Below are 14,157 nucleotides of genomic sequence, written 5' to 3'. Positions count from 1 at the left end.
CGGGGGTGCTAGCCGCCAAAATCCTCGCCCACCGGCAGGGGCTCCATGCGGATCAGCCGCGAATCGAGCACCGCCGCCTGCCGATGCTCCATCGCCGCGCGATACTCGGGGTCCTTGATCATGCTGACAAAGGCATCGGCATCGGGATATTCGGCGATAAAACAGTGATCCCAGTTCTCCCCCTCCTGCGGCCCGATCAACATGAATTCCATCTTGCCGCGCCAGACGATCCGCCCGCCCAGCCGTTCGAGGATATGCGCCGTCTCGCGGCCATAGGCGGCATAGGCCTCGGCCCCCGTGGCCTCGCGCCCATCCGCGTATTCGGCCTTCTCGCGCAGCTTGACGAGGTTGAGCATGTGAATCGCGCCCTTGCGCGGCACATCGCGAAAGCCGCGAAACTGCTCGCCTGAAAATCCGACATGGTCCATGGTGATCCTCCCTTTCTCGATCAACGTGACGTCACCGCCCGGGCCGGTCAACGCATCCCGGCTTGTGACGCCGCGGCATTCGCCGCATAGTCGCGCGCATGAGTGACAGACCCGACCCCACCACCCGCTTTCACGCCATGCTGCACGCGCGCTCGGGCGCGCTCGAACCCGGCGATCCGGTGCCCGAACCGCTGGTCATGACCTCGGCTTTCGCGCTTTCCGAACAGCCTGCGCCGGATCGCAGCTATGGCCGCATGGCCACCCCCACCGTCTCGGCGGTCGAGGCGCGCCTCGCGCTGCTCGAAGACGCGCCCTGCCTGCTTTTCCCTTCGGGCATGGGGGCTTACGGCGCGCTGATGATGGCCGCGCTCAAGACGGGCGACCGGGTGCTCCTGCTCTCGGATGGCTATTACGCCGCCCGCGCGCTCACCGAAACCGTGCTCGCCCCGTTCGGCATCACCATGCAGACCTGTGCTGCGCACGACATCGCCACGGCCCCGCTCGACGGAATCGCCATGGTCATCGTCGAAACCCCGTCCAATCCCGGCCTCGACGTGATCGACATCGCCGCGCTGGCCGAGCGTTGCCACGCGGTGGGCGCGCGGCTGGTGGTCGACAACACGGTCTGCACGCCGCTTCTGCAACAGCCGCTCGATCTGGGCGCCGACGCGGTGATCGTCTCGGATACCAAGGCGATGGGCGGGCATTCCGACCTGCTCATGGGCCATGTGGCCAGCCGTGACGCGGGGTTGATGGAGCGGCTCCATGCCACCCGCTCGCTCGCCGGTGCGATTCCCGGCCCGTTCGAGGCGTGGCTCTTGCTGCGTGGTCTTGAAACGCTCGATTTGCGGCTTGCGCGGATGTGCGAAAACGCCCGCGCCGCGCTGCCGATCCTTTCCGCCTCGGACAAGGTGTCGGATGTCATCTACCCCGCGCCCCACCCCCAGACCAGCGATCAGGGGTTTCTCGTCGGGGCCACCTTCGCCGATGCGCCCACCGCCGACCGGTTCCTTGAAATGGCGGGCTTTGCCCCCACCACCAGTTTCGGCGGGTTGCACAGTTCGGGCGACCGCCGTGCCCGCTGGGGCGACGCGGTGCCCGCCGGATTCCTGCGCCTGTCGTTTGGCACCGAACCCACCGACCGGCTCATGGCCGATCTCGCCCGCGCGCTTGACCGGGCCTAGCCCAGGGTCACGCGCGCGCGGTTTTTCTGCGGTAAAAAGGGCAAGTCGCCCGGCCTAGGCCGTGGCCGTCGCTGCCACGCTGCGGATACGCTCGATCATCGCGCGCAACCCGTTCGAGCGTTGCGCCGAAAGCGCCTCGTCCAGTCCGAGCCGCGCCATCTCGGCGCGGGCATCGACGCGCACCACCTCATCGACCGGCAACCCGTTGTAAAGCCTGCGCAACACCGCAATCAGCCCGCGCACGATCATGGCATCGGAATCGCCCTCGAACGAGAACACGCCGCCCTCGATCCGCGGATGCAGCCAGACCTGGCTGGCACAGCCCTCGACCTTGGTGGCGGGCACCTTGAGCGCATCGGGCAACGGGTCCATCGCCTTGCCCTCTTCGATCACATGGGCATAGCGCGATTCCCAATCTTCCAGAAACTCGAAATCCTCGACAATGTCCTCAAAGGCTTGCGTGGCCATGATACTCTCCGTTGCAACACCTCTTACCTAAGCATGGCGGCGCCCAAGGTCCAGATCAGCGCATGGCGTCTTTTCAACACGGCGCGAATAGGCTAACCCGGAACAAACGGCAAAGGCAGGGCCCATGCGGACATCCATCATCCTTCTCCTGACGGCGACGCTCACCCTTTCGGCCTGCGGCGCGGTGCGCGATTCGCAGATCAACCCGTTCAACTGGTTCGGCGGAAGCCGCGCCGAAAGCCTGCCCGCGACCGAGAACACCAACCCGCTCATTCCCGAACGCAGCGGCGTCTTCGCCCGCCGCCCCGAGGCACCATATGCCGGCGTGCCGGTCGCCGTGATCGACGATCTGACGATCGAACGCAGCCCGGGCGGCGCCATCATCCGGGTGCGCGGCACCGCCGCCAAGCAAGGCGCCCACGAGGTCCGCCTTGTCAAGGAAGACGACGAAAGCGACGCCTCCACCCTGACCTACACGCTCAAGGCGCAATTTCCGCAAGGCTCACGCCGGGTCGGTCCGGCAACCAGCCGCGAGTTGACCGCCGCGCGTTTCGTCACCAGCAATGATCTCGCCGGCATCCGCACGATCCGCGTCAAGGGCGCACAGAACGCCCGGTCCAGTTCACGCCGCTAAAGGACCCTGTCGCCGGATCAAAGCTCGACCACCTTCACGTTGCGCCCCTTGGCCGCAAGCGCGATCTCGCCCTCGCAGAGCCGCAGCGCATCCTCGCCGAACACCTCGCGCCGCCAGCCCTTGAGCGCCGGCACATCCCGCTCGCCCGCCGCGATCAGGTCAAGATCCGAGGCCGGCGCGATCAGTTTCGAGGCCACCCCCACGCGCTCGGTCTTGGCCTTCAGCAGCACCCGCAGAAGATCGGCCAGCGCCGGGTTCACCTGAAGCTTGTCGCGGCTGCGGTCGATCTGCGGCATGTCCTCGGGCGGGCACTCGATCCCCGTCTTGACCGCCGCGAGGATTCCTTCGGCGATTTCGCCGCGCCGCGCCTCGCGCAGCAAGAGCCGCGACCGGCCCAGATCCTCAATGCTCTGCGGCTTGGTCGAGGCCAGCTCGACCAGCGCGTCATCCTTGAACACCCGGGTGCGCGGGATGTTGCGCGACTTGGCATAGCCTTCGCGGAACCGCGCCAATTCGCGCACGATCGCCATGAAACGCCCCGACTGGGTGCGCGTCTTGACCCGCTTCCACGCCTCGCTCGGCTTGACTTCATAGGTCGCGGGGTCGGTCAGGACCGCCAGTTCCTCTTTCACCCACTTGTCGCGCCCGGTCTTTTCCAACTCGCCCGCCAGATGCTCATAGATCACCCGCAGATGCGTCACATCCGCCAGCGCGTATTTCTTCTGCGCCTCGCTCAACGGGCGGCGCGACCAGTCGGTAAAGCGCGAGGTCTTGTCCAGGTCCGACCGCGCGATCTTCTTGACGAGGGTTTCATAGCCCACCTGCTCGCCAAATCCACAGACCATCGCCGCAACCTGCGTGTCGAAAAACGGCTCGGGGATCACCCCCGCCTCGACCTGGAAAATCTCAAGGTCCTGCCGGGCCGCGTGAAACACCTTGACCACGCGTGTGTCGCGAAACAGCTCGTAAAGCGGCTCAAGTGACATCCCCTCGGCCAGCGGATCGACCAGCACCGCGCCCTCGTCCCCCTCGCCCGGCATCGCCATCTGCACGAGGCAGAGCTTGGAAAAATAGGTCCGCTCGCGCAGGAACTCGGTATCAAGCGTTACATAAGGATGTTCACGCGCGGCCGCGCAAAAGGCGGCAAGCTCTTCGGTCGTGGTCAGGGTCTTCATGCTTTGCGGCTTCGCTCTCGTGGTTTCATGCACAGAGCGCGTCTTACGCCATGGCGCGCGCGATGGAAAGGCACGCAGGCCACAAACGCCGCTTTACGCCTCAGCCCAGGTCGACCCTGTCGCGCGCGCCCTCCAGAAAACGGCGCAGCACCATCGGGTAAAGCGCGTGCTCACGCTCAAGCACCCGCGCGGCCAGCGTCGCGGGCGTGTCGCCGGGCAGGACCGGCACCACCGCCTGCCCGAGGATCGGCCCGTCATCGAGTTCCGCCGTCACCTCGTGTACCGTGCAGCCCGCCTCTTTATCGCCCGCCGCCAAAGCTCGCGCATGGGTGTCGAGCCCGCGATATTTCGGCAAGAGCGAGGGGTGGATATTGAGCATCCGCCCGGCATAATGCGAGATGAAATGCGGCGTCAGGATGCGCATGAACCCCGCGAGGCAGATAACCTCGGCTCCCGCGCCGTCAATCTCGGAAATCAGCGCCTTTTCAAATCCTTCCCGGTCGTTCTTGAAGTCGCGATGGTCGACGGTCACGGTGGCAATCCCCATCTCGCGCGCCTTTTCCAGGCCCCCCGCCGCCGGGTCGTTCGACAGCACGAGGCAGGCCCGCCCCGGTTGATCGCCCCGCATCGACTCGACGAGCCGAACCATGTTCGACCCGCCCCCCGAAATCAGGATCGCGACCGGGATGCTCACGCAAGCGTTCCGCGATAGGTCACGCCCTCGCCCGCCACCACGCGGCCCAGCTCGTGAACCGCTTCGCCCGCGCCTTCGAGAACCGCGCGCAGCGCCCCGGCCCGCGCCGGATCGACGACGAGGATCATGCCGATCCCGCAATTGAAGGTCTTGAGCATCTCGCCCTCGTCAATGCCGCCCACGCCGCGCAACCAGTCGAACACCGGCGGTAGGGCCCACGCGCCCAGATCGACCTCGGCCCCCAACCCCTCGGGCAGCACCCGCGGCAGGTTCTCGCTCAGCCCCCCGCCGGTGATATGGGCAAGGCCATGCACGCCCCCCGCCCGCACCGCCGCCAGCGCCTGCTTCACGTAGAGCCGGGTGGGCTTCAACAGTGCCGCGCCAAGGCTGCCTTCATCCCATGGGCATGGCGCGTCCCAGTCGAGCCCGCTCATCTCGACCAGTTTGCGCACAAGGCTGTAACCGTTGGAATGCACCCCCGACGAGGCCAGCCCCAACAGCACATCGCCCTCGGCGACCCCTTCGGGAAGCGCCGTGCCCCGCTCCATGGCGCCCACGGCAAAACCCGCCAGATCGAAATCGCCCTCGGGATACATCCCCGGCATTTCCGCCGTCTCGCCGCCAATGAGCGCACAACCCGATTGCACGCAACCCTCGGCAATGCCCTCGACGATCCGCGCGGCCTTGTCGGTCTCCAACTTGCCGGTGGCGAAATAATCAAGGAAAAACAACGGCTCCGCCCCTTGGCAGACCAGGTCGTTGACGCACATCGCCACAAGGTCGATGCCCACGCCGTCCACCTCGCCGGTGTCGATCGCGATGCGCAGCTTGGTGCCCACCCCGTCGGTCGCCGCCACCAGGACCGGATCGGCATAGCCCGCCGCCTTGAGATCAAAGAGCGCGCCAAACCCGCCGAGCCCGGCCATCACGCCGGGCCGGTCGGTCCGCTTCGCCGCCGGCTTGATCCGCTCCACGAGCGCATTGCCCGCGTCGATATCCACGCCGGCATCGGCATAGGTCACACCATTCTTCCCGCTCATCGGCACATCCCCCGAAAAATCCTGCGCCAGCGCCTACCCCATCGCGCGCGCCCGCGCAACGGGCCTCGACCCGCCTCTCCTCGCGCTTGACCTCCCCCACCGTTCTGCTAGCAACGATCCCCGGCGGGCCTGTAGCTCAATTGGTTAGAGCAGAGCGCTCATAACGCTTTGGTTGGGGGTTCGAGTCCCTCCGGGCCTACCATCCCCGCCAGCGGCTTTCCCCGCACCTTCGGCCCTCACACCAGCGCAAAGCGCGCATCGGCCGACAGGTGCGGATGTGGCGCGACGCGGCGCCTGCCGGTCAGGTCGACCAGATGCGCAAACACGTTGCGCGTGGCGGCACCGATCAGCGCGGGCGGCGTGTCGGTATAGATGCGCATGGCCAGCCCATAAGCGGTGTCGGGGCCATCCGCCAGCCGCGCAAGGATCTCGGCCTCGCGCCCCAGGCGATGCGCCACCAACCAGTCGAGCCGCCCGCCCGGATCGTCGATCGGCGCCCCGTGACCGGCGTGGAACACCCGCCAGTCGCGGCGCTGCAACCGCGCACAGGAGGCCATGAAATCGCTCAGATCCCCGTCGGGCGGCGACACCAGCGAACTGGCCCATCCCATCACGTGATCGCCACAGAAAAGCGCATCCCCCCATTCAAGGCTGATGTGATTGCCGTAATGCCCCGGCGTGTGGATCGCCCGCAGGCTCCAGCCGTCGCCCGCAAGGGTCTCGCCATCGCCCAGCACCTGGTCGGGGTGAAACCCGGTATCGACGCCTTCACCGCCCCCGGCCAGCCCCTCGTCGGCCAGCTTCTGCATCACCGCCGAGCGCCCGGCCTGCCAATCGCCGAATCCCACGATCGGCGCGCCGGTTTCGCGCGCCAGCGCCCGCGACAGCGGCGAGTGGTCGACATGCGAATGGGTGACGACGATATGGCTGATCTCCTGCCCGGGGCGCAGCGCGTCCAGAATGGCGCGCAGATGCGCCTCGCTTTCGGGGCCGGGGTCGATCACGGCCAACTGCCGCTCGCCCAGAAGATAGGTGTTGGTCCCGCGATAGGTCATCGGCGACGGGTTCGGCGCCACGATCCGGGTCAGGCCCGGTTCAATCTCGATCGGGTCACCCACGGGCGGGTTGAAATCGTCGGGGCTTTGCATGGCTCTTCCTTGTCACTCATTCCCCGGCTAGGAATAGGCATGTTTTTCGGATGGCTCAAACGCTATATGCCGCGCTCGCTTTACGGGCGGGCCGCGCTTATCCTGATTCTGCCGGTCGTTTTGCTGCAACTGGTCGTGTCGGTGGTCTTCGTTCAACGCCATTTCGAAGGCGTCACCCGGCAGATGAGCCAAAGCACCAGCCGCGAGCTGGCACTCGTCATCGCCTCGGTCGAAAGCGGCCATGACGGGGCCGCGCATCCGGCGGAGCAGTTGCAGATCACGGTGCGGCGCCTCGACGACGGCGCGCTGCCCACACGCGACACGAGGCGCTGGTACGATTTCTCGGGATTGATCATCCGCGACGAGATGCGCCGGCTGCTGCCCGGTTTCGCCGGCATCGCCCTGCCCGATGACCGGCGGGTGCAGGTCTATGTCCAAAGCAATGCGGGCCCCCTCGAACTCGGCTTTGACCGGCACAGGGTTTCGGCACGCAACCCGCATCAGCTTTTCGCCAACATGCTGTTCTTCGGCATCCTTCTGACCGTGATCGCCTTCATCTACATGCGCAACCAGTTGCGCCCGATCAAGCGGCTGGCCCGCGCGGCCGAAGCCTTCGGGCGCGGGCGTCACGTGCCCTACCGCCCCACCGGCGCGGTCGAGGTGCGCGCCGCGGGCCATGCCTTTCTCGACATGCGCGCCCGGCTCGAACGCCAGATCGAACAGCGCACGCTGATGCTCTCGGGGGTGAGCCATGACCTGCGCACCCCGCTGACCCGCCTCAGGCTGGGCCTGTCGCTGCTCGACGAGGACGAGCGCGCACCGCTCGAACACGATGTCGACGAGATGCAGCGCCTGCTCGATGCGTTCCTGTCCTTCGTGCGCGATGCCTCCGAGGGCGAGACCGAGCCGGTCGATCCGGTGGATCTGGTGCGCCGGATCGTCGAGGATTGCCAGCGCGCGGGCGATCCCGTGACCCTCGTTCACGCAACGGGCGAGGGGAGCGTCGGGTTGCGCTCGCTGGCCGTCCGGCGCGCGGTCGAGAACCTGATCGCCAACGCGGTGCGCTATGGCAACCGCGCCGAGGTTTCGGTCGAACTGACCGACAAGTCGCTGCGCATCCGAATCGAGGATGACGGCCCCGGCATCCCGCCCGAAAGCCGCGACATGGCGACACGCCCCTTCACCCGGCTCGACACCGCGCGCAACCAGAACCGGGGTTCCGGCGTCGGGCTCGGCCTGTCGATTGCCACCGACGTGGCGCGCGCCCATGGCGGCATGCTCAGGCTGGGCGAGAGCGACCGGCTGGGCGGGCTCAGGGCCGATATCGTGATCGCGCGCTAGGGGATATTGCCCCTCACACGAAGCTGCGCACCGTTTGAAGCGCGCCCTCCAGCGCCTCGCCCTTCTCGTCCTGCAAGGCGGCCTCGCGCAACCGGGCAACCCACTGCGCGGCGTCCTCGCGCCCGCGCAGCATCTCCGCCCCCTGCATCACCCGGTCGAATTTCGACAGGCCGCGCGCATGGGTGTCGGAATAGCCCTTGATCAGGCGGCGACAGCGCAGCAATTCCACGCCGAGGACATAATCCCGTGCCACCGCCTGCCTCACCGCCGTCAGCCAGCGATCAAGATGCGCCTGCTCGTGGCGGTGGCGCAGGGTGCGGCGGCGATACCCGCGCAGCCCACCAAGCACGTAGAGCATCAGGAACGATCCCGGCCGGTGCGTGCGCACCCGCCGCCCCCGGTTGAACCACCGGTCAAGCCGCGCCATCCATTTCGGGCTGGCCTCGATGCGCGCGCCGATGCCCGCGGGCAGCAGCCCGGCAATCTCCTCGGCGCGCGGATGCATGAACTCGGTCAGCGCCACCGGCCTGTCCCCGGCACCCATCTCCGCGCGGATACGCGCGAACCGCGCCGCGCGGGTCTTGAGGTCGGCCACCCGGATCACGTCGTCATAGGCCATGGCATTGGCAATGTATTTCGCGGCCTCGAGGCTCAGCTCGTGACCCTGCGCCGCATCGTCGAGCGCCGCGATCCCTTCGAGCCGGTCCATGTATTCCGCGCCATACTCCACGTCCTGGAACCCCACCACCTTGCGCAACCCGTGCAGGGCCATCGCCGGCACCGGCCCCGGCAGGGCGCGCGCACGGCTCGCCAGAGCCTCCCATTTCTCCAACAGGCGCTGCGGCCCATGTGGCGTGTTCGTCACCGCGCGCACCGGCTTTTCGCCCGCACCCGCCGGTTCCGCTGCGCCGTTTTGCGCCCGCTCATAGGCCGCACCAAAAGCCCTGAGCGACGCCTCGACCCCCTTGCCCGAGGCGCGAATCGCGTCCTCGAAGGCCGCGCGCGGGAACGGCAGCGCCCCCGACCCCGCCAGCGCCCCGAAAAGCGAGGATGAAATCACCGAACCGTTCGCCGCCGCCATGTCATCCATGTCGAACAGAACCAACCTGTCGGCAGCCAGTTCCGCCGCCGCGCGCACCTCCTCGGAAGACGCAATGCCATCCCCCGGCGCCATCTTTTCCGATACCGCCAGCGCCCGGTGGGTCGAGGCGATGAGCGTGGTGCGATCCGGCGTGACGAACCCGCGCATGATCGCGCGCCCCGCCTCCATCATCTCGGCGGCGATCAGGATATCCACGTCGCCCGCGGCCGGGGCCAGCGAAAAGACCGGCGCGCGTGCGCCCATCGGGGCCATCTCGATATAATAGATCGTGGCGCCGGTGCGTTGCGCCACCCCGGCGACCGACGTGGCCTGACAGGCATAGCCTTGCGCGCGCGCCACCGCCTCGATCCAGTTGGTGAGCACGCCACCGCCCTGCCCGCCCACGGCCATGACGGCCAGCTTGATGATGGTGCCGAGTTTGGCGTCGGGCTGGCGCGGGGCAAGGGCTTGCTGAACGGTCATTGCGCGACCTCCGGAAATTCAAGCCGCCGCGCGGCGCGACGGGCCTGCAACCAGCCGATGAAACGCGCCGAGAGGGCCTGCCACCAGCGCTCGACCCCCTTGGGGTTATGCACCACGTCGGCGCGGTAGAAGCTGGGGCAAAGCACGGCGGCATCCGCCACCTCGCCGCAATTGCCACAGCCGACACAGGATTGGTCGATATGCGCGATCGGATCATCGCGCAGCGGATCGTCAAGCCGTTTCAGCGACAGCGACGGACAGCCTGAAAGCCGGATACAGGCATGATCGCCGGTGCAGATATCCGCGTCCACGCCAAAGCGCGGCACCTCGACGCGGCTGCCCCCCTTGATCGCGGCGTTGCGCAGCGGCTTTTCGCGGCGCTGCCGGTTGAGCATGCATTCCGACGACGCCACGATGACCTTGGGCCCCGTCACCTCGGTGGTCAGCGCCTCGCGGATCGTGTCGCGCATCTTGCCCACGTCATAGGTATGGTCGATCTGGCGCACCCATTTCACCCCCACACCCCGCAATGCCGCGGCAATCGGCTGCTGAGTGGTCTTGGTCGGGTTCGCGGCGCGGCTCGACAGCACGTCCTGCCCGCCGGTGGCCGCCGAATAGTAATTGTCGACGATCACCGCCACGCTGTCGGACTGGTTGAACACCATGTTGCCGATCGAGGACGACAGCCCATTGTGCCAGAACCCGCCATCACCAAGGAACGAGATCGCCCGCCGCTCACCACCGCCGTCAAACGCCGCGTTCGAGGCCGGGCCGAGCCCGTAGCCCATGGTCGAGCCGCCGATCTCGAACGGCGGCAGGCTGGCAAAGAGGTGACAGCCGATATCGCCGGTGATCTGGTGCGTGCCCAGTTCCTCCTCGACCAGTTTCATCGCGGCAAAGATCGGCCGCTCGGGACAGCCGGTGCAAAAACCCGGCGGCCGGATCGGCACCGTCTGCGACAGGTCGGGAATCTCGGGCGCGGGCTCGTTGGGCGCGCGCACCTGCCCCGGAAGCAGGCCCGGCGCGTGTTCCCTCAGGAACGCGGTGATCCCGTCCAGCATGACCTGCCCGGTATATTCGCCCGCCATCGGCAGCATGTCCTTGCCATGCAGCCGCACCTTCGATCCCGCGCGCAGCAGCACCGTGGACAGCCCCTGTTCAATGAATTCGGGCTGCCCCTCTTCCACCACCAGAACCCCGTCCTTGCCATCGGCAAAGGCTTCGAACTCGCCCTGCACCAGCGGATAGGTCACGTTCAGGCAATAGATCGGCACCTCGCTGTCGCCATGAATGTCGGCCAGCCCCAACCGCTGCAACGCGCGGATCACGCCGTTATACATCCCGCCCTGGCAAACGATGCCGATCCGCGCCGTGTCGGGGCCGAAAACCTCGTTCAACCCCTTGTCGCGGATGAATTTTTCGGCCGCGGGCCAGCGATTGTCGATCTTGTCCTGTTCGTGCCGATAGGACATCGGCGGCAACACCACCCGGCTGAAATCGCGCTGCGGGTTTGACAGCGCCTCGCGCACTGTCAAAGGCGGGCGCTGGTTGTCGCGGCAGTCGAAACTGCCGGTCACGTGGCACGACCGGATGCGCACCATCAGCATCACCGGCGTGTTGCTCGCCTCGGAAAGCTCGAACCCGTCGCCCACCGCCTTCACGATCGAAGGCAGGTTGGGTCGCGGGTCCAGCAGCCAGAATTGCGATTTCATGGCAAATGCGTGGCTGCGCTCCTGCATGATCGACGAGCCCTCGCCGTAATCCTCGCCCACGATGATCAGCGCCCCGCCATTGACCCCCGATGACGCGAGGTTGGCGAGCGCATCCGAAGCCACGTTGACGCCCACCGACCCCTTGAACGTCACCGCCCCCCGGATCGGGTAGTGCACCGACGCCGCCAGCATCGCCGCCGCCGCCGCCTCCGAGGCGTTGGCCTCGAACCGCACGCCCAACTCACCCAAGAGACCCTCGGCATCGGCCAGCACGTCCATCAGGTGACTGATCGGCGCGCCCTGGTAGCCGCCGACATACCCCACGCCGTTCTCCAACAGCGCCTTGGTGATCGCGAGAATCCCCTCGCCGGTAAAACTCTCGCCCGCGCCCATGCGCAGGTGTTCGACTTCGCGTTTGAACGATCTCTCGGCCATGCGCCCCCCTTCAGAATTCGTTGCGGCGCACGTTGCGCAGGATCTTTTGCAGCGTCGCGACAAAGGCCCGCTGCTCGGCCTCGGGAATGTCGTGGAACATCTGGTCGCTCGCGCGTGCCATCGCCGGCCAGTGCCGCTCGAACGTGGCGCGGCCCGCATCGGTGATGAACACCCGCGTCGCGCGGCTGTCGTCGCGATCGGGCATGCGCCGGATCAACCCCTCCGCCGCCAACCCGTCAAGCGCCCGGCTCAGCGTGGATTGCTCGACCACCGCGTAAACCGCCAGTTCGCGGATCAGGATACCGTCGATCACCGCCAGAACCGCCAGCGCGCGCATCTTGGGCGTGGACATGCCCTGATGCGCCATGTCCGCGCGCAGCGTGGCGTTGTAACGTCCCATGATGCGGTTCATCAGGTAGGGCGCGAAATTGTTCAGCCCGATTTCGCCCAACCTGCGCGGCGTGTCGGCGTCATCCTTCATCCGCCTGCCCTCTCCCATGGTGATCCCGCCCCTGACCGGGGCAGTCCAAGGTTAGGCCAATTTATATGCATTTGCAATTACCTTTGCCTCGACCATCATCACGACGGTCTCTCGTGCTGGCCACGTAACATACAAGTTCAGGACCACACGCCACATACATGCGTATGCATATATTATCCCGTATGGCACCGCACGCTTTGACAACACCCGCGCCCCCGCGCTAATGAACAGGCGTTCAATTCATTTCAACCGGAGGGATCGCCCATGCGCATCCAAGACACCGCTGCCATCATCACCGGGGGCGCCTCGGGCCTTGGCGAAGCCACCGCCCGCCAATTCGTCGCCGGGGGCGCGCAGGTCACCCTGCTTGACCGCGACACCGCGCGCGGCGAGGCCGTGGCCAAGGAAATCGGTGCCAGTTTCGCCGAAACCGACGTCACATCCGAAGACAGCGTTGCCGCCGCCATCGCCAAGGCGAAATCCGCGATGGGCCGGGTCACCTGCGCGGTCAATTGCGCGGGCATCGGCACCGCCGAAAAGACCCTCGGCAAGGAGGGGCCGCACAGCCTCGACCATTACAAGCGCATCATCGACATCAACCTCGTGGGGAGCTTCAACGTCGCCCGCCTCGCCGCCGCCGAAATGGCCACCAACGACCCCGACGATGACGGCGCGCGCGGCGTGATCGTCAACACCGCCTCGGTCGCCGCCTTCGACGGGCAAAAGGGCCAGGTCGGCTATGCCTCCTCCAAGGGCGGCATCGTCGGCATGACGCTGCCCATGGCGCGTGACCTGGCGCGCAGCGGCATCCGCGTCATGACCATCGCGCCCGGCATCTTCGCCACGCCGATGCTCATGGGCCTGCCGCAAGAGGTGCAGGACAGCCTCGCCGCCGACGTCACCTGCCCGCAGCGGCTGGGCGACCCGTCGGAATACGCGCGGCTGGCACAGTTCATCGTCGAATGCGGCTATCTCAACGGCACCGTGATCCGCATCGACGGCGCGCTTCGGATGCAGTAACCCCCGACCGCGGCGGGCAACATCGCCCCGCCGCGGTTATCCCGCGCCCTCGGTCTCGATCTTGAGGTCATGCCCGCAATGCTTGCAGTGGATCGCATCCGGGTCATGCTTGAGCAATCCGCATTCCGGGCATTTGTGCCGCACCTTCGCGGGCACGAAGATCGCCCGCGCCAGCCGCAGGAAAAGCGCCACGCCGATCACCATGATCCCCACGGCCAGAATACGCCCGGTGCCCGTCGTCATCAGGATATCGCCATACCCCGTCGTGGTCAGCGTGGTCACGGTGAAATAGAGCGCATCGACATAGGTCTCCAGCCCCGGCTCCTGCCCGCCGCGCAACACCAGCACGAGCGCGGTCATCGCGAAGATGAACACCAGCAGGTTGACCGCCGCGAGGATCGCATCCTCGTGCAGCCGGAAGAACCGCACATCGCGGCGCAGATCGTGCAACAGGTGATAGGAATGCACCAGCCGCAACGCCCGTATCACCCGTAATGCCGCCCATCCCTGCCCCAGGAACGGGGCCGAGACGAGCACGACAAGAACCATCAGATCGACGATCACGTAGATCTGCAACATGTGGCGCAGGCGGTTCTCGGCAATCCACAGGCGACCGGCGAAATCCGCAAGGATAAGCACGGCAAGCAGCACATCCGCCGCGACCAGCCACGGCGCGAGCGGCATCGCCGCCGTGGCGAGGAAAAACACGATGGTCACCGCGTCGAATATCAACAGGCCATAACGAAACCGCGTCGCACGCTTGCTGCGCCCCTCGTAGAGAAGGCGCACGCGATCGTGAAAACTTTGATCCGAACTGCTCATGAAAAGAAACC

General features: G+C 66.7%; 14 protein-coding genes and 1 tRNA gene. 5 read left to right on the top strand and 10 right to left on the bottom strand.

Going from position 1 to position 14,157, the window contains the following annotated elements:
* Positions 1 to 8: 8 nt before the first annotated feature.
* Positions 9 to 428 (bottom strand): DUF1330 domain-containing protein, encoded by a 420-nt coding sequence (locus FLO80_RS00780; RefSeq protein ID WP_111362224.1) that lies wholly within the window; start codon positions 426 to 428, stop codon positions 9 to 11.
* Positions 429 to 526: 98 nt separating this feature from the next.
* Here FLO80_RS00780 and FLO80_RS00775 point away from each other — a divergent pair, with 98 nt between their 5' ends.
* Positions 527 to 1,612: a PLP-dependent transferase gene (locus FLO80_RS00775; RefSeq protein WP_246156499.1), complete on the top strand. Its 1,086-nt coding sequence runs from the start codon at positions 527 to 529 to the stop codon at positions 1,610 to 1,612.
* 54 nt (positions 1,613 to 1,666) lie between these two features.
* Here the strand turns inward: FLO80_RS00775 and FLO80_RS00770 are convergent, their stop codons facing one another.
* Positions 1,667 to 2,080 carry a SufE family protein gene (locus FLO80_RS00770; protein WP_111362226.1) on the bottom strand — a complete coding sequence of 138 codons (414 nt, stop codon included), beginning with the start codon at positions 2,078 to 2,080 and terminating at the stop codon, positions 1,667 to 1,669.
* Positions 2,081 to 2,204: 124 nt separating this feature from the next.
* Here FLO80_RS00770 and FLO80_RS00765 point away from each other — a divergent pair, with 124 nt between their 5' ends.
* Positions 2,205 to 2,714 carry a hypothetical protein gene (locus FLO80_RS00765; RefSeq protein WP_111362227.1) on the top strand — a complete coding sequence of 170 codons (510 nt, stop codon included), beginning with the start codon at positions 2,205 to 2,207 and terminating at the stop codon, positions 2,712 to 2,714.
* A 17-nt stretch (positions 2,715 to 2,731) separates the two neighbouring features.
* Here the strand turns inward: FLO80_RS00765 and rnd are convergent, their stop codons facing one another.
* From rnd to purM, 3 genes are all read right to left on the bottom strand, one after another.
* Positions 2,732 to 3,889: a ribonuclease D gene (rnd, locus tag FLO80_RS00760; RefSeq protein ID WP_111362228.1), complete on the bottom strand. Its 1,158-nt coding sequence runs from the start codon at positions 3,887 to 3,889 to the stop codon at positions 2,732 to 2,734.
* 100 nt (positions 3,890 to 3,989) lie between these two features.
* The gene (gene purN / locus FLO80_RS00755; protein WP_281286937.1) at positions 3,990 to 4,583 is read right to left on the bottom strand and encodes a phosphoribosylglycinamide formyltransferase; all 594 of its coding nucleotides are present in this window, start codon (positions 4,581 to 4,583) and stop codon (positions 3,990 to 3,992) included.
* Positions 4,580 to 5,623, bottom strand: coding sequence for a phosphoribosylformylglycinamidine cyclo-ligase (gene purM / locus FLO80_RS00750; protein WP_111362229.1), 1,044 nt, complete (start codon positions 5,621 to 5,623; stop codon positions 4,580 to 4,582). The genes purN and purM overlap by 4 nt, the downstream gene beginning before the upstream one ends.
* A 125-nt stretch (positions 5,624 to 5,748) precedes the next feature.
* Here purM and FLO80_RS00745 point away from each other — a divergent pair.
* A tRNA-Ile gene (locus tag FLO80_RS00745) sits at positions 5,749 to 5,825 on the top strand.
* 34 nt (positions 5,826 to 5,859) lie between these two features.
* Here the strand turns inward: FLO80_RS00745 and FLO80_RS00740 are convergent.
* Positions 5,860 to 6,771 (bottom strand): MBL fold metallo-hydrolase, encoded by a 912-nt coding sequence (locus FLO80_RS00740; protein WP_111362230.1) that lies wholly within the window; start codon positions 6,769 to 6,771, stop codon positions 5,860 to 5,862.
* Positions 6,772 to 6,810: 39 nt separating this feature from the next.
* Here FLO80_RS00740 and FLO80_RS00735 point away from each other — a divergent pair, with 39 nt between their 5' ends.
* Entirely contained in the window at positions 6,811 to 8,112 is a 1,302-nt protein-coding gene (locus FLO80_RS00735; RefSeq protein WP_111362231.1) for an ATP-binding protein, read from the top strand.
* 13 nt (positions 8,113 to 8,125) lie between these two features.
* On the opposite strand, the gene FLO80_RS00730 is transcribed toward FLO80_RS00735, so the two are convergent.
* Genes FLO80_RS00730 through FLO80_RS00720 form a run of 3 tightly spaced genes read right to left on the bottom strand, consistent with a single transcriptional unit; the run spans position 8,126 to position 12,304 of the window.
* On the bottom strand, positions 8,126 to 9,676 hold the full coding sequence (locus FLO80_RS00730) for an indolepyruvate oxidoreductase subunit beta family protein (protein ID WP_111362232.1): 1,551 nt from the start codon (positions 9,674 to 9,676) through the stop codon (positions 8,126 to 8,128).
* The gene (locus FLO80_RS00725) at positions 9,673 to 11,823 is read right to left on the bottom strand and encodes a thiamine pyrophosphate-dependent enzyme (protein WP_111362233.1); all 2,151 of its coding nucleotides are present in this window, start codon (positions 11,821 to 11,823) and stop codon (positions 9,673 to 9,675) included. Before FLO80_RS00725 ends, FLO80_RS00730 begins: the two co-directional genes overlap by 4 nt.
* Before the next feature lie 10 nt (positions 11,824 to 11,833).
* The gene (locus tag FLO80_RS00720) at positions 11,834 to 12,304 is read right to left on the bottom strand and encodes a MarR family winged helix-turn-helix transcriptional regulator (protein ID WP_111362234.1); all 471 of its coding nucleotides are present in this window, start codon (positions 12,302 to 12,304) and stop codon (positions 11,834 to 11,836) included.
* Between the two features lie 264 nt (positions 12,305 to 12,568).
* Between FLO80_RS00720 and FLO80_RS00715 the strand changes: the two genes are divergently transcribed.
* Entirely contained in the window at positions 12,569 to 13,324 is a 756-nt protein-coding gene (locus FLO80_RS00715) for an SDR family NAD(P)-dependent oxidoreductase (RefSeq protein WP_111362235.1), read from the top strand.
* Between the two features lie 36 nt (positions 13,325 to 13,360).
* On the opposite strand, the gene FLO80_RS00710 is transcribed toward FLO80_RS00715, so the two are convergent.
* Positions 13,361 to 14,146, bottom strand: a complete 786-nt coding sequence (locus FLO80_RS00710; protein ID WP_111362236.1) for an ion channel — start codon at positions 14,144 to 14,146, stop codon at positions 13,361 to 13,363.
* Positions 14,147 to 14,157 lie beyond the last annotated feature (11 nt).

The sequence above is a fragment of the Aquicoccus porphyridii genome, from assembly GCF_008369105.1.
GTDB classification, from domain to species: domain Bacteria; phylum Pseudomonadota; class Alphaproteobacteria; order Rhodobacterales; family Rhodobacteraceae; genus Aquicoccus; species Aquicoccus porphyridii.
Note: the sequence above shows the minus strand (reverse complement) of the source record. Positions and strands in the feature narration are given on the sequence as shown.